15 protein-coding genes are annotated in these 15,302 nt (G+C 70.0%); 9 read left to right on the plus strand and 6 right to left on the minus strand.

All coding sequences use genetic code 11. The annotated features are described in order from the left end of the window. From R3E98_17840 to R3E98_17860, 5 genes are all read left to right on the plus strand, one after another. Window positions 1-579 (plus strand): peptidase M14 (locus R3E98_17840; protein ID MEZ4425265.1); only part of this gene is annotated, 579 nt, incomplete at its 5' end. A gap of 91 nt (window positions 580-670) precedes the next feature. Continuing rightward, on the plus strand, window positions 671-1,330 hold the full coding sequence (locus tag R3E98_17845) for an MBL fold metallo-hydrolase (GenBank protein MEZ4425266.1): 660 nt from the start codon (window positions 671-673) through the stop codon (window positions 1,328-1,330). A gap of 255 nt (window positions 1,331-1,585) precedes the next feature. Then, window positions 1,586-2,764 (plus strand): TRAP transporter substrate-binding protein DctP, encoded by a 1,179-nt coding sequence (dctP, locus tag R3E98_17850; protein MEZ4425267.1) that lies wholly within the window; start codon window positions 1,586-1,588, stop codon window positions 2,762-2,764. Window positions 2,765-3,026: 262 nt separating this feature from the next. Further along, window positions 3,027-4,445: a M20/M25/M40 family metallo-hydrolase gene (locus R3E98_17855; protein ID MEZ4425268.1), complete on the plus strand. Its 1,419-nt coding sequence runs from the start codon at window positions 3,027-3,029 to the stop codon at window positions 4,443-4,445. Between the two features lie 79 nt (window positions 4,446-4,524). After that, a complete protein-coding gene (locus R3E98_17860) occupies window positions 4,525-4,752 on the plus strand; it encodes a hypothetical protein (protein MEZ4425269.1) in 228 nt (75 codons plus the stop codon). Between the two features lie 122 nt (window positions 4,753-4,874). Here R3E98_17860 and R3E98_17865 read toward each other — a convergent pair whose 3' ends face one another. Next, window positions 4,875-5,183 (minus strand): winged helix-turn-helix domain-containing protein, encoded by a 309-nt coding sequence (locus R3E98_17865; protein MEZ4425270.1) that lies wholly within the window; start codon window positions 5,181-5,183, stop codon window positions 4,875-4,877. 84 nt (window positions 5,184-5,267) lie between these two features. Here R3E98_17865 and R3E98_17870 point away from each other — a divergent pair, with 84 nt between their 5' ends. After that, window positions 5,268-6,992, plus strand: a complete 1,725-nt coding sequence (locus tag R3E98_17870; GenBank protein MEZ4425271.1) for a SulP family inorganic anion transporter — start codon at window positions 5,268-5,270, stop codon at window positions 6,990-6,992. 68 nt (window positions 6,993-7,060) lie between these two features. Beyond that, on the plus strand, window positions 7,061-7,693 hold the full coding sequence (locus R3E98_17875) for a carbonic anhydrase family protein (protein ID MEZ4425272.1): 633 nt from the start codon (window positions 7,061-7,063) through the stop codon (window positions 7,691-7,693). Window positions 7,694-7,810: 117 nt separating this feature from the next. Here the strand turns inward: R3E98_17875 and R3E98_17880 are convergent, their stop codons facing one another. Next, entirely contained in the window at window positions 7,811-8,125 is a 315-nt protein-coding gene (locus R3E98_17880) for a winged helix-turn-helix transcriptional regulator (protein MEZ4425273.1), read from the minus strand. A 255-nt stretch (window positions 8,126-8,380) separates the two neighbouring features. On the opposite strand from R3E98_17880, the gene R3E98_17885 reads away from it, so the two are divergent. Beyond that, entirely contained in the window at window positions 8,381-8,935 is a 555-nt protein-coding gene (locus R3E98_17885) for a carbonic anhydrase (protein ID MEZ4425274.1), read from the plus strand. Between the two features lie 75 nt (window positions 8,936-9,010). Here R3E98_17885 and R3E98_17890 read toward each other — a convergent pair whose 3' ends face one another. From R3E98_17890 to R3E98_17905, 4 genes are all read right to left on the minus strand, one after another. Beyond that, window positions 9,011-10,522, minus strand: a complete 1,512-nt coding sequence (locus tag R3E98_17890; GenBank protein ID MEZ4425275.1) for a serine hydrolase — start codon at window positions 10,520-10,522, stop codon at window positions 9,011-9,013. A 221-nt stretch (window positions 10,523-10,743) separates the two neighbouring features. After that, window positions 10,744-11,151 carry a DUF302 domain-containing protein gene (locus R3E98_17895; GenBank protein MEZ4425276.1) on the minus strand — a complete coding sequence of 136 codons (408 nt, stop codon included), beginning with the start codon at window positions 11,149-11,151 and terminating at the stop codon, window positions 10,744-10,746. A gap of 54 nt (window positions 11,152-11,205) precedes the next feature. Next, the gene (locus tag R3E98_17900; protein MEZ4425277.1) at window positions 11,206-12,396 is read right to left on the minus strand and encodes an AI-2E family transporter; all 1,191 of its coding nucleotides are present in this window, start codon (window positions 12,394-12,396) and stop codon (window positions 11,206-11,208) included. Continuing rightward, a complete protein-coding gene (locus R3E98_17905) occupies window positions 12,393-14,141 on the minus strand; it encodes a M28 family peptidase (GenBank protein MEZ4425278.1) in 1,749 nt (582 codons plus the stop codon). Before R3E98_17905 ends, R3E98_17900 begins: the two co-directional genes overlap by 4 nt. On the opposite strand from R3E98_17905, the gene R3E98_17910 reads away from it, so the two are divergent. Continuing rightward, window positions 14,140-15,258 (plus strand): hypothetical protein, encoded by a 1,119-nt coding sequence (locus R3E98_17910; GenBank protein MEZ4425279.1) that lies wholly within the window; start codon window positions 14,140-14,142, stop codon window positions 15,256-15,258. The two genes, R3E98_17905 and R3E98_17910, sit on opposite strands and share 2 nt — an antisense overlap. The last annotated feature ends 44 nt before the right edge of the window (window positions 15,259-15,302 follow it).

Raw genomic sequence — 15,302 nt, forward strand, 5'->3', positions numbered from 1 at the left:
GGCATCCGCGAGGGTCACGAGCCCGGCAGCATGCCCGACCGGTACGTGGGTGGACTGGGCGAGGCCGGGACGGAGGCCATCGGGCGGTTCGTGCGCGAAGGCGGGTGGCTGGTCGCGTTCGATGCGTCCGTGGACTATGCGATCGCCACCTTCGATCTGCCCTTCCGCAACGTCGTGCGCGGCGTGGACTCGCAGGACTTCTTCATTCCCGGGTCGATCATCCAGCTGCGCGTGGATCCATCGCACCCGCTGACCTGGGGCGTGGCGGAGGATGCGGTCACCCTGTTCGCGGGCAGCCAGGTGCTGGAGCATTCCGGCAGCGACGGAGCCTCCCGGACGCCGGTGTGCTACGCCGACACCGACTACCTCGTCAGCGGCTGGACCCTGGGCGGAGATGCGTACCTGGCGGGTCGCACGGCCGCCGCCCAGGTGCCCGTCGGTGACGGACAGGTGGTGCTGTTCGGGTTCACGCCACACTTCCGCGGTCAGCCGCGCAACACGTTCAAGCTGCTGTTCAACGCGTTGATGGGTCCGGTCACGGAGGGGCTGCCGGCGGGGGAGGGGCTGAGGTGCAGGTAGGGCCTGCGGGACCCCTGGTACGACCCTCCTTCTGCAATCGACGAGCGCGACGGGCGTAGCCTTCCGCGACAGACCGGTCGGGGAGGGGACGATGGGAGTGATCGCGGTCGTGTTGAGCGTCGCCACGCTACTGACGCCTACGGACACGCTGTACCTGGAGCTCGTGGGCAATGCGGGCGTGGTGCTCAGCGATGGGGAGGTCTCGTTGCTGGTGGATCTCCCCTACGAGTCGGGTGCCTTCGGCTACCAGGAGTATTCCGTGGGTTCGCTCCAGCCCAGAGGGCAGGTGGTCTCCGTCATCACCCACGCGCATACGGATCACTTCGACGCCGGACTCTGGCGATCACGCGAACCCTGGCGGGTGATGGGTCCGCCGAGCGTCGTGGCGGGTCTTCCCCCGGACCGGGTGCTGCGCGGGGACAGTGTCCGCATCGGCTCCTTCGATGTGGTCGCGCTGCGCACGCCGCACACGCCCGACCACCAATCCTATCGGCTCCGTTGGCGTGGCCGCGTCGTGCACGCCACGGGAGACACGGAAGACCCCTCCGCGCTCGAGGGCAGCCCGGATCTCGATGTCTTGTTCATCACTCCATGGCTCAGTTGCGCGGCCGCGGAGCGGGGGATCGAGCTGCCGGGACGCTCCATCGCCTATCATCTGCGGCCCGACGGCGGGGACCGCCTCTGCGCGGGTGTGACCGGATCGCACCAGGGTACGCGGATCACCCTGTCTCCGGCTTCGCCCGCGGGCTGAGCGCGCGCGGGTCTCGCACACCGGAGCGCACTCGCACGCGTTCCAGGACTTCATGCGCGAGGCCAATCGCGGTGGACGGGTTCGCTTCTTTGCCACCCTCGCCGAGGCGGAGGCCTGGCTGGATCAACGTTGACGGAGTCCCGGTCCGACGGACCTGTCGCGTGCCCCCGCCCTTTCCCTCCCCCTCCCTCCCCCGCACAATGGCTGTCTCCCACCGGGGCTCGCCCGGCGGGACGCCACGGAAGGGGGAACCAGATGAGCGGAGGTCGGGACGGCGCAGCCACACCCACGCACGGAGCCGGGAACGAACCGGCGGCCGTGCCCCTCGGTCGGCGTGCCTTCGTCGGGAGGGCCGCCGCCGGACTCGCCGCCACCACGGCCGTGGCCTGCGGGGGCGGGGACGGCGAGCTCGACGGCGCTCCCGCCGTGCAGACCAACCGCACGGTGCGATGGCGCATGGCCTCCAGCTATCCCCGCAATCTGGACACGCTGTGGGGATCCGCGGAGGCGTTCTCCCGGCACCTCTCGGAGCTGACCGGCGGCCGCTTCGAGCTGCGGCCCTATCCGTCGGGGGAGCTGGTGCCCGGACTCGAGGTGCTGGACGCGGTCCAGCAGGGGGCCGTCCAGTGCGGGCAAACCCCCAGCTACTACTACACCGGCAAGAACCCCGCGCTCGCCTTCGACACCTGCGTGCCCTTCGGCTTCAATGCGCGCCAGCAAGCCGCGTGGCTGCAGGAAGGGGGCGGCCTGGAGCACATGCGGCGCGTCTACGCCGACTTCAACATCCTCCACTTCCCCATGGGCAACACCGGCGCGCAGATGGGCGGCTGGTTCCGGCGCGAGGTGAACTCGGCGTCGGATCTGCGCGGCATCAAGATGCGCATCCCGGGGATGGGCGGGCTGGTGATGGACCGGATCGGGGTGTCCGTGCAGAACATCGCTGCAGGTGAGCTCTTCCCGGCCCTCGAGCGCGGTGCGATCGACGCGGCCGAGTGGGTGGGTCCGGCCGACGACGAACGTCTGGGGCTCCAGGACGCGGCAGCCTACTACTACTACCCGGGATGGTGGGAGCCGGGCCCCGAGGTGGCGTGCATCGTCAACCAGCAGGCCTGGGACCAGCTGCCCTCCGAGTATCAGGTCGCGCTGCGGGTGGCCGCGTCCGCCACCCGACAGGAGCTGCAGGCCGCCTACGACGCGCGCAATCCGCCCGCGCTCGCGCGCCTGGTGGAAGGAGGCGTGCAGCTCCGCCCCTTCTCCACCGAGATCATGGACGTCGCCCGCCGCGCCACCGAGGAGATGCTGGAGGAGAGCGCGGCGGCCGACGCGGGCTACCGAGAGATCTACGAGAGCTGGAAGCAGTTCCGGGACGCGTCGTTCTCCTGGTTCGCGACCACGGAGCTGGCCTACGCGGAGTACGCGTTCCGGAAGGGGTGAGCGCGAGGCGGAGGGTGGACGGTCCGTTCAGGCCGGAGGCCGCATTCCCGATCCGATCCGCCCCGCCCTCATGGTCCTCTCCTGGCTCTCGGTCCGTTCCGTCGAAGAGGCGCCACGGCCCCCGCGGTACGACGGGGGAGTCAACGTTCCGGTGTCGGGGGGGCGACCCGCAGGACCGAGCTTGCTCGTCCTCTCACCCCCCGCCTATCCTGGCCCACCAGCCCGCTTCGTCGGGGCCGACCCCTCACGTCCGATCCGAGCCATGCCGCGACTCCGCCGTCTGTCCCTCTGCGCGACGCTCCTGGCCGTCCTGGCCTGGCCGCGGCCCGCAGCCGCCCAGACCGTGCCCGACTTCGACGCCGCCCGCGACGAAGCGGTGGCGACGCTCGTGGACCTGATCCGGATCAACACGACCAGCCCGCCGGGCAATGAGACCGAGGTGGCCGAGTACGTGAAGCGGGTGCTCGCCGAGGAAGGGATCGAGGGGCAGATCTACGCCAAGGACCCGACGCGCGGAAACCTGGTGGCCCGTCTGCCGGGCAACGGCACCAAGGAGCCGCTGCTGATCCTGGCGCACTCCGACGTGGTGGGTGCGGAGCTGGAATCGTGGACGGGCGATCCGTTCGCCGGCACCATCGAGGACGGCTACGTCTACGGCCGCGGTGCGAGCGACGACAAGGACATGATCGCCGCGGCGCTCCAGGTGATGCTCATGGTCAAGCGGTCGGGACGTGTGCTCGATCGCGACATCATCCTGCTCATCGAGGCCGGTGAGGAAGGCGCCACCGAGTTCGGCATCGACTACATGGTGGAGAACCACCTCGACAAGATCCGGGCGGAGTTCGCGCTCAACGAAGGCGGGACCATCCACCAGACCGAGGACGGCTCCGTCGACTACGTCGTGGTGGGCGCCACCGAGAAGGTGCCGTGGCGTCAGATCAAGTTGGTGGCGAGAGGAACAGCCGGGCACGGATCCCAGCCCCGCCTGGACAACCCGGTGGTGCGCCTGGCGGCCGCGGTGGCCAAGGTGGGCGCGCACCAGATGCCGGCTCGCCTGAACGAGGTGACGCGCGAGTACTTCAAGCGGTTGGCCGAAATCAGCCCGCCCGAGCAGGCCGATCTGTATCGCAACATCGAGGATCCGACGCGTGGGCCGCAGATCGAGGAGGAGTTCCGGCGCAACGACATCGCCGCCAACTCCACGCTGCGAACATCCATCTCGCCCAACATCATCCAGGGCGGGTTCCGCTACAACGTGATCCCGAGCGAGGCCGAGGCCACGTTGGACGTGCGCGCCCTGCCGGACGAGGACATGGACGCGTTCCTGGACGAGCTCCGCCGCATCATCGACGATCCGCTGGTGGAGGTGACGCCTCCCGTGTCGTGGCGGCCGTCGGCTCCGCCGTCTCCGCTGTCGTCCGACCTGTTCCTGGCGCTCGAGGCGGCACAGGCGCGCATGTTCCCGGGCGCCATCACGCTGCCGACCATGTCCACCGGCGCGACGGACTCCGCGCAGCTGCGCGCGGCCGGCATCCCCACCTACGGGATCGGAGCGATGGCGCGCGACGAAGACTCCCGCGCCCACGGCAACGACGAGCGTGTCTCCGTGGAGGGCATGGGGACGTTCGTGGAGTACATCTGGTGGGCGGTGATGGAGGTCGCGGGCCGTCCGGCGAGCTGAAGGCCACGAAGCGACCGGATCGGGCCCGGACGCCTGGCTCTACGAATCCCGCCGCCAGGTCGTGCGGATCACGGGGCTCATGGGTGCCATGAGCGACCAGGAGCGGCGCGACCTGGAGAAGGCCCGTTCGGACCTGGAGAAGGCGGAGGCGCAGATGGCGGACATGCCCGAGATGGCGCGCCGCATGATGGAGGGCCAGCTCGAGAGGGCCCGGGCCCAACTGGCCGCCATGTCCGAGGACGGCGCGTTCGAGACGGTGGTGGAGGTGGTGCGGATCGCCGTCAACGAGGGGCCACCGACCTCCTAGCCCCGGGCGGCCTCCACGCGGTCGGCGCGCCGTTCCCGCACGTCCGGGGACGGCGCTGCCCGCGGGAGCAGCCCGCGCGCCTCCAGGCGCCGGCCCACCGCCCTCTGGGCCCCGCCGCCTCGCTACCCCTCCTGCCCCGCCATCTCCTCTTTGAGGTGCATCTGCACCAGGTCCCCCACCGTGCAGTGGGCTTCCACCGGGTGCCGGAGAGGCCGGTCCAGGTGGACCTCGTAGTGGTTCCGGCGCCCCTCCCGGGTGCGCTCCAGGAACCCCCCCTCGTCCAGCTCGCCAATGATCCGGATCACGGCCCGCTCGGTGATCCCGATGTGCTGGGCCAGCTCCCGGACGGTCAGGTCCGGGTCCACGGCGATCGAGATCAGGACGTGGGCGTGATTGCTCAGGAAATGCCAGGTCGGCGGTCCGTCAGGCACGGCTCCCCTCCCCCCACAGTTGACAGAGATTTCAGGCAAATATATTCTAGCTCTCGTTATCCCGAAACCCATAGCCTCCGCCCTATGTCCAAGACCTCCTTCTTCTCGAACGTCCGCGGGAACCTCTTCGGGGGCCTCACCGCGGGCATCGTCGCCTTGCCGCTAGCCCTGGCCTTCGGCGAGCAGACGGAGCTGGGCGCCATCGCCGGGCTGTACGGCGCCATCGCCCTCGGAATCGTGGCCGCGATCTTCGGCGGCACGCGCACCCAGATCAGCGGCCCCACCGCGCCGATGACCGTCGTCTCGGCGGTGGTGATCGCCGAGGCCATCCGCTTCGCCGGCGGGCTGGAGGCGGGCTTCCCGCTGATCATCGCCACGTTCTTCCTGGCGGGCGCTCTCCAGTTGGGGATGGGCCTGCTCGGGATCGGCAAGCTCGTGCGCTACATGCCCTATCCGGTGGTGTCCGGGTTCATGAGCGGGATCGGCGTGATCATCGTGATCACCCAGATCTTCCCGTTCCTCGGCGTGGGCGCGCCCGCGGGCGGCCCCATGGGCACGATCCGCAGCCTGCACACCATCCCCGAGATCGTGAATCTGGCCTCGGTGGGGGTGGCGCTGGCCACGATCGCCATCATCTACCTGTTCCCGCGCATCACCAAGGTCGTGCCGTCCTCCCTGGTGGCCCTGATCGCGGTGTCGGTGGGCGCGTTCTTCCTGCTGGATCCGGATTCGATCCTGCGCATCAACTCGCGGGGCCCCATCCCGACCGGCCTGCCGGAGCTCCAGCTCGGCTTCTGGGGCGTCTTCGGCAGCTTCGAGTTGGTCATGTTCATGCTCGAGTACGGCTTCACGCTGGCCGCCCTCGGCTCCATCGACTCGCTGCTCACGTCGCTGGTGGCGGACAACATGACCAAGACCCGCCACGACAGTAACAAGGAGCTCGTGGGTCAGGGTCTGGGCAACATGGCGGGCGCTCTGATCGGCGGTCTGCCGGGTGCGGGCGCCACGATGCGCACCGTGATCAACATCAAGTCGGGCGGAACCGACAAGCTGTCCGGTGTCGTGGCCGGTACACTGCTGCTGGCCATCCTGCTGGGACTGGGCTCGCTGGTCGGGCACGTCCCCAACGGGGTGCTGGCCGGCATCCTGATCACGGTCGGGATCGGCATCATCGACTACAAGGGCATGCGCCACCTGCGCACCGTCCCGCGCGCCGATGCGGCCGTCATGATCGCCGTCCTGGCGCTCACCGTGTTCGTGGACCTGCTGGTGGCCGTGGCTGCCGGTATGGTGATGGCGGCCCTGCTGTTCATGAAGGGCATCGCGGACGTGGTGGAGCACCGCACCCAGAGCGCTCCGTTGAAGGAGTTCTCGCGAGAGCTGCCGTGGTCGGACGAAGGCGACCTGATCGCCCGCCGTGGCGACAAGGTCTACATCAAGCACCTGGACGGGCCGCTGTTCTTCGGCTTCGCCAGCCGCTTCCAGGAGCTGGTGCGCCGCCTCCCCGCGCTGGAGGTGGTGGTGATCCGGATGGAGAAGGTCCCGTACATGGACCAGTCCGGTCTCTATGCGCTGGAGGAGGCCATCCTGGAGCTGCGCAAGCAGGACATCAAGGTGGTCCTCACCGACATCCACGGGCAGCCGCGTGATCTGGCGGAGAAGATCCGCCTGATCCCCGACCTGGTCCCCGAGCGGTACTGCTTCGCCACGTTCCGGGAGTGCGCGCTCTGGCTGGAGCGGTACCTGGAGGATCCGACCGTGGAGCCCTCGGTGACGCCGCGGCCCGAGTTGGAGCCGGTCGGGGTTTGAGTGCAGCACGCAACGCCAACACGAAGCAAACGACGTCTGGATCGACCTTCCTGTCTGGAGACTGAACGATGACCACGATGATGGCCACCACGCACACGAAGGACACGCAGGCCGCCGTGACGCCCGAGGATGCGCTGCGCTTCCTGCGCGAGGGCAATGAGCGATTCCTCAACGGCAACACCATCGAGCGGCCCTGGCTCGAGCAGATCCGTACCACCGCCGAGGGGCAGTATCCGTTCGCCGTCGTGCTCGGCTGCATCGATTCGCGGGTCCCGGTCGAGGCGGTGTTCGATCAGGGCATCGGGGACGTCTTCACGGCGCGTGTGGCAGGCAATGTCATCAACGCGGACATCCTCGGAAGCATGGAGTTCGCCTGCAAGCTCGCGGGAGCGAAGGCCATCGTGATCATGGGTCACACGGCCTGCGGCGCCGTCAAGGGTGCGATTGCCAACGCGCAGATGGGCAACCTCACGGAGCTGGTGAGCAAGATCGCGCCGGCCGTGAACACCGCGCGCGCGGAAGACCCGGCCGAGGGGGAAGGCTTCGTGGATCGGGTGGTCGAGATCAACATCGGGGGCGTGCTGCGCCAGATCCGTGAGCGTAGCGCGGTGCTGGCGCAGATGGAGCGGGATGGAGAGATCGCCCTCGTCGGTGCCATGTACGACGTGGCGACCGGAGAGGTGCGTTTCCTCGACGCCTGACGTGGGAACGGCGCGGGGGCCATGCGGCCCCCGCGCCTCATCGCACGCTCGAGCCGGTCCGGCGCCCGACCGGCGGGCCCGGGGCGGCCACGGTCGGCGAGCCCAGACGTGGTCGGGTCACTCGCGCGGCGGCGCGACCCTGGGACCGGTGCCGTCGCGGTACATCCGGATCAGGTCGCCTACCGTGCAGTGGGCTTCGACCGGGTGCCGGAGCGGCTGGTCCAGGTTGATGTCGTAGTGGTTGCGGCGTCCCTCACGGGTGCGCACCAGGAATCCGTCCTCGTCGAGCTCGCCGATGATGCGGATGACGGCGCGCTCGGTGATCCCGATCCACTGCGCCAGCTCCCGGACCGTCAGATCCGGATCGCTCGAGATGCAGAGCAGGACGTGGGCATGATTGGTCAGGAAATGCCACGTCGATCCTTCCTGCACGACCCCTCCCCATTGGTGTGAGGCAGCGACCCCGGACGCTCCGCGGCGCATCCTCCACTCCGGGCGAAGCGGCGTGCCGCAGCGCGGTGGACCCGGCGTCCACTGGACCCCGTGCCCTGGGACTCCATGACCGAGATCGAACGCGAACCCCGTCGACAGACCCGCTGGAGCGCGGAGCGACAGGGACGGCTCGACCCGGACCAGGCCCTCGATCGGTTGCGACGAGCCTGCCACGGCGTCCGGAGCGGGGGAACGGTGCCGAAATCCCCGACCGAGCGCAACGCCCTGCTCGGCCAACGCCCCTTCGCCGTCGTCGTCTCCTGCACGGATCAGCCCATCCCGGCCTGGCGGCTGTTCGGAGACGATCCCGGGATCCGCATCGTAGCGGCGGCGGGCGGGGTGGTCGACGATCTCCAGACCTCCCGGATCGAGCACGCCTGCCGGGTCGAGGGTGCCGCCGCGCTCGTGGTGCTGGGACACACGGGCTGCGAGGCCGTGCGGCAGGGAGTCTTCCAGGCACGACGCGGCGTCCACACGCGCCTGGCGCGGGCGATGGGTGGGTTGGCGTCGGGACTGCCCCTGGAGGGTGGCCGGATGCCGCGGAGCGTGCTCGACGCCCTGATCGAACGCAATGTCGAGCGCGCCCTGCAGTCCTTGCGCGACCTCAGCTCGATCGTGGCGGCGTTGGAGCTCGGCGGGCGGTTGCGGTTGGCTGCCGCGCTCTACGACGAAGACCGTGGGGAGGTGGAGTTCCTCCCCACGGTCTCGCCCCACCGCTGGCCCGCACCGGACGAGGAACCGCTCGCCTGAGCGCCGGGTCGACCGGCGGCGGGAAGGTCGTCCGACCGACCGGGCCTCCCCGCCGCAGGCGAGCGGGCGCGTCGGTCAGGCGCTCGGAGGCACCGCCTCCATCAACAGCTCGAGCGCCCGATCCAGCGCGTCGCCGCCGACCCGGGCGCCCTTGTACTTGCCCAGCCGCACCACCACCAGGTCGTGGGTGGGGATGATGATCGTGTTCTGGCCCCCGGCGCCCGCCATGTAGTACGCGGTCTCCGGAACCGGGAAGCTGCCGTTGCCGTTCACCCAGAAGAAGGCGCCGCCGTACTGGAGGCGCCGGTCGGCGACCCAGGCCGGCGCCAGCGTACCCGCATACTCCGCGTAGCCCTCCGGCAGGATCCGCTCGCCGTTCCAGACGCCGTCCTGGAGATACAGGTTGCCCAACCGGGCCCAGTCGCGCGCGGCCCCGAACTCGTAGCCCTGCGTGAGGAAGTTCCCGTAGGGGTCGGTCTCCATGATCATGTCGCGGATCCCGATCTTGTCGAACAGGGCCCGCTGCGGGAATGCATGGTAGTCCTCCCCCAGCGACTCCACCCCGAGGCGCACCAGGTAGTTGCCGAGCACCGGATCCGTGTTGCGGTAGCGGCCGACCGTGTTGGGCGGCCACTGCTGCGGCCGGGTGGCGGCCCAGTGGTAGGAGTCCACCGTGCCCGTGTACAGGTACAGGTGATCGGGATAGCCGAGGGTGGGATCGAAATCCGGATCCTGCGGGGCGCGGATCCGGAGGCCGCTCGACATGCGCATGATGTCGCCGATCCGGATCTGTTGCCGCGGATCGTCGGCGCGCTCCTGCCACTCCGGGATGGGAGCCGGCTGCCACAGGTCGTATACGCCGCGCTGGATGAGCACACCGATCAGCGAGCCCGTGAGGCTCTTGCCCATCGACCAGCTCTCGAGCGGCGTGTGGAGATCGATGCCGGGCCCGTAGCGCTCGGCGATGATCCGCCCCTGGTAGGTGACCACGAACGCATTGGTCATCCCGCCTTCCGCGAAGGCGGCCTCGACGGCCTGCTGGACCTTGGCTTCGTCCACACCGGCGGGGAACGGCGCGTCCGGGAGGACGTCCCCCATGGGCCAGGGGGTGGTGGCGGGGTCGGGGAGGTCGGGCTGCACCACGGACGGCGTGAAATGCACGCTGTCCTCACCGAGCGGGCTGGCCACGCAGCCCTGACTGCCATACCGCTTGGCCTGGCGCACCACCCCGGACGGGAGGGTCAGGCGCACCGTTCCGGTCTGCATGTCCACGGCCGTGTCGACGACCAGTGCGCGCTCCTCGTAGGGTGCCGTGAAGTACCCGGTGTTCTCCGCCGCATCGGCCAGGTCGAGCCCGGTCAGGAAGATGTTGGAGCAGAGGATCTTGGCGAACCCGGCCGTGTGGTGGTCGGCGGCGTTGCCGGGGGGCGCCTCCCACGTCGTGGGCAGCTCGAGCGAGTCCGCGCGAGCCAGCAGATAGGCCCGGTCCGGATCGGCCACGGTGGAGTCGGCCATCTCCAGGGCGGCCTGCTCACCCCCGCAGGCGGCAACGAGCAACAGGAACGACGCCGATCGTGCGCGGCGCATGGCGACCTCCGGTCGATGAGGAACCCTTCCGCCCCGACCCCCCCGCTCGTTGGAACGTGCGGGGGCCCGGGAGAGAGGGCAACTCGGGAGCACCGCGGCGGCTGTCGGGCGGTGGGAAATGGCGGGGGACCCCCATGCGAGCACGGACCGGCGGGTCGACCGCGGCCCGGCCCCGACCTCAGGACCGGCCGCGCTGGGGGCGCGCCGGCGCCCGCGGCCCCTCAGGCCGACAGGGTCTCCGCCACCCGCTCCAGCCGGGCGCGCGCCTCGCGGGCCACCGCCTGGATGTCCGGATCGGAGGCGAGCGCACCCACGCCCAGCATGGCGTCGGGGTCGATGATCCGGACCAGGGAGCCGCCCTCCGCGGTGGACTCCACCGTCACGTTGCAGGGCAGGAGCAGCCCCACCTCCGGGCGCGCCGTCAGGGCGCGATGGGCCAGCGTGGGATTGCAGGCGCCGAGGATGGCGTAGGGTCGGAAGTCGATCCCCAGCTTCTCGGAGAAGGCCTGGTCCAGGTCGATCCGTGTCAGCACACCGAAGCCCTCTTCCTTCAAGGCATCGGTGACGCGGTGCACGGCCGCCTCTCCCTCCAGCGCGAGCTCGATCTCGAATCCGGGCGCATCGGACATGGTGGTCCTCCTTCTACGACGACGGCAGACCGCGCGGACCGTCCCGCGCGGTCGTCAGCGGGTGGGGGCCGGCGGCAGGATGTCCCTGAACGTCTTGCCGTACACGTCCCACACCGTCACGAACACGGCGGCGACGATCGGGCCCAGGATGAACCCGACCGCACCGAAGAAGACGATCCCCCCGAGCGTGCTGAGCAGGATCAACAGGTCGGACATCTTGGTGTCCCGCCCGACCAGCTTGGGCCGCAGGAAGTTGTCGATGGTCCCCACCACCACGGCGCACCAGATGCCCAGGCCGATCCCGGCACCCACGCTCCCGACGGCCAGCAGGTACAGGACCGCCGGGATCCACACCAGCGCGGCGCCCACGCCGGGGATCACGGAGAGCACGACCATGACGGTTCCCCAGAACGCAGCGCCCTGCACGCCCGCCAACCAGAAGGCCACACCGGCGAGCGCGCCCTGGAGGATGCCGATCACCATCGACCCCTTGAGCGTGGCCCGGGTCACGGAGACGAAGCGTTCGACCAGACGGTTCTCGTCCTCCGGTGACAGCGGCAGCAGATAGAGCATCCGGTCCAGCGTGCGCTGCCCGTCCAGCAGGAAGAAGTACATCGCGTAGAGCACGATGAAGAGCTGGAGCACTACGCTCAGGGTGCCGCGGGTGACGGCCGCCAGCCCGGCGACGACGAAGGTGCCGGCCGTGCTGGCCACGTCGCCGAGGCGCGCGAGGATCTCCTGCTGTTCGGGGATGGCGTCGCGCAGCATCGGGATGCGGTCGATGAACGGGATGCGGTCCAGCAGGGCGTCGAGGCCGCCGGGCCGCGCCAGCTGCTCTTCGATCCAGGGCCGGGCCGATTCCGCCACGCCGAGCGCCTGCGAGGCCACGAGGGTGAGGAAGCCGGCGGTGGGCAGCACGATCAGCAGCAGGACGAACAGCACGGTCAGCGCGGAAGCCAGTCGCATGCGGCCGTCCACACGCTTCCCGATCCACTCGTAGATCGCGTGGAACATGCCGGCGAAGATGGCGGCCAGCAGGACCGAGACGAGGAACGGTCGGATGACGGCCAGGAACATGACCGTCACGAACGCGACGAGCAGCAGCAGGGCGCGCTTGCGGAAGCGGTCGCGCTCGCGCTCGAGGTCCCACTCGCTGCTCACACCTGTGTCCTCGTTCGGGTGCGACCGGCCCACCAGCGGGCGGGACGCCGGCCGCTCGGACGGCTCGCCGGGATCGCCGCTCACCGACGCTCCAGCACCGCCTTCACCGTGACGCGCTGACCGTCGCGCAGCACCACGATGTCCACCGCGTCGCCGGGCTGGAAGTCCTGCAGCGCGTACGTGTAGGTGTAGAGGTCCGTGACCTCCCTGCCCCCGAACTCCACGATCACGTCTCCCTTCTGGATGCCCGCCTTCTCGGCCGGGCTGCCTTCCCGGACGCCCGTCAACCGCACTCCGGTGCCTTCGAATGGCGTCATGTCCGGGATCGACCCCAGGTAGGGACCGTACCCGCGGGAGGCCTGCGGCTCCTCCGACGCCTCCGGGTTGGAGGCCACCGCGGTGGGCTTGCCCACGCCACTCACGAGCGTGAGCTCGGCCGGCGCACCGCGTACCCCGGCCAGCTCACCGGCCACGCCCGCCACCAGGTCGGCGATGCGCTCGAGGCCCGGCCCGTCGATCCGCTCCCAGTCGTCCGAGGGACGATGGTAGTCCTCGTGCGTGTTGGTGAAGAAGTGCAGGACCGGGATGTCCTCCCCGTAGAACGAGCTGTGGTCGGAGGGGCCGTACCCGTCGGGTGCGGGCAGGAAGCCGATGGGGTGCTCGATGCGGGCGTTGGAGCGCTCCAGGATCTCGCGCCATTGTGGGGCCGTGCCCGCACCGAAGATCGTGAGCGAGCCCGTCTCCAGCCGCCCGACCATGTCCATGTTGATCATGGCCACCACGTCCTCCAGCGGGACGGTGGGCTCCTTGACCCAGTGGCCCGAGCCCCACAGGCCCCGTTCCTCACCGCTGAACGCCAGGAAGAGGACGTTGTACGTGGGCCGTGCCGGATCGGCCGCCATGCGGCGGGCGACCTCGATCAGCACCGCGGTCCCCGATGCATTGTCGTCCGCGCCGTTGTGGATCTGCCCCCACGCGTCGGGGGCCAGCGATCCCTGTCCTCCACGACCGAGGTGGTCGTAGTGCGCACCCACGACCACCCAGGGGGCGGTGGGTCCGCCGGTGCCGGGAAGCACGCCCACGACGTTGCGGGCGTCGCCGAAGCGGGCGTCCACCTGGGTCATGAGCTCGGCCGGGCGCTCCGCCGTGGCGGCCTCGGCCAGCGCGGCGGAAGCGGATCCCGTCACGGCCGCGACCGGGAGGGGCAGGGCGGGGCGGCGCTCGGACGCCACGTCGGGCAGGCCGGCCGGCATCCGGAAGATCACACCGGCTGCGCCCTGACGCGCCGCCATCGCGGCTGTGTAGTGCACGTCCACATCCGCGCGCTCGATCGGGATCACGACGATCCGGCCGGTCAGCGGGGCCGCTCCGGCGGGCGCGTGCGGGTCTTCGATGGTGCCCCGATCCCGCGCGATCAGCGCTCCTTCCGCCATGTCCGTGCCCGAGAAGCCGAGCGGGACCCAGGCCTCATCGATGGGGTAGGGGGTCCCCGCCACGGACAGGAGGTTGTGGGTGCCGCGCTCCGCGCCCACGCGCACGCGGAACGTCTGCTCCCACGCACCCTCGAGACCGGGGGCCAGACCGAGGGCCGCGAATTCCGCCTCGATGTAGGCGGCGGCGCAGCGCTCGGCCGCGCTCGCGACCTCACGGCCCTCCAGCGCGTCGTCCGCGAGGTAGCGCACGTGGCGCAGCGCGCCCTGCACGCCGGCCACGATGGGACCGGCAGCGGGACACGACGCCGCCGTCTGGGCGGGCAGCACGTGGGGAACCGCGGTGGCCGCGACCAAGGCGATACGCGGCAGAACGATCCTCGAACGGAACCTGGTCATGAATCGAACGCTTCTGTCTGCAGGAGTGCTGGCCCTGGCCGCCCTGGCGGCCTGCCAACCGTCGGAATCTCAACCCCCGGCGGGCGCGGACGATCCCTCCGCGGCCGGGGGGGGCGCGATGGAGGAGGGTGCCCTACACGACGCCCGGGAGATCCACCTCCGGAACGTGCGCCAGCTCACCTTCGAAGGCCAGAACGCCGAGGCGTACTTCTCCTTCGACGGGACCCGGCTCACCTACCAGACCACGCCCCGCACCGACGGCCCGGCAGACGCGGTCTGCGACCAGATCTACACCATGGATCTGCAGGGTCAGAACCGCGAGCTGATCAGCACCGGGACGGGACGCACCACCTGCTCCTACTTCTATCCCGCCGGCGATCGGATCCTGTTCGCGTCCACGCACGAGACCGCGGACGCGTGCCCGGCTCCGCCCGACTTCTCGCGGGGGTACGTGTGGGCGCTCTACCCGAGCTACGACATCTACGTGCGCGACCTCGAGACGGATGCGCTCTCGCAGCTGACGGATACGCCGGGCTACGACGCGGAAGCCACCATCTCGCCTACGGGCGACCGCATCATCTTCACGAGCGTGCGCGACGGGGACCTCGACCTGTACTCGATGAACCTGGACGGTTCGGACGTGGTGCGGCTCACGGACCGTCCCGGCTACGATGGCGGCGCATTCTATTCGGCGGACGGGTCCAAGATCGTGTGGCGGGCCGACTATCCCCAGAGCGAAGAGGCGCTCGCGGAGTATCGCGCGCTGCTGGCCGACGGGCTGATCCGGCCCTCCGAGCTGGAGATCTGGGTGATGAACGCCGACGGTACGGACAAGCGGCAGATCACCGACGTCGGGGGCGCGAACTTCGGACCGTATTGGCACCCCGACGGCGAGAAGATCATCTTCAGCTCGAACCACGACGACCCGCAGGGCCGTGAGTTCGACCTGTACATGGTCAACGTGGACGGCAGCGGTCTGGAGCGGATCACCTACACGCCGGAGTTCGACGGCTTCCCCGTCTTCAGCCCGGACGGTCGCTACCTGGTGTGGGGCTCCAACCGCGCCAACGACCTGGAAGGCGAGACCAACATCTTCATCGCCGAGTGGGTGCCGTGAGCGCGCGCTGACGGGGCGATCGCCGCGTCGAAGGGAACGGGCCC

The organism is Gemmatimonadota bacterium (assembly GCA_041390125.1).
Lineage (GTDB): Bacteria > Gemmatimonadota > Gemmatimonadetes > Longimicrobiales > Gaopeijiaceae > JAGQIF01.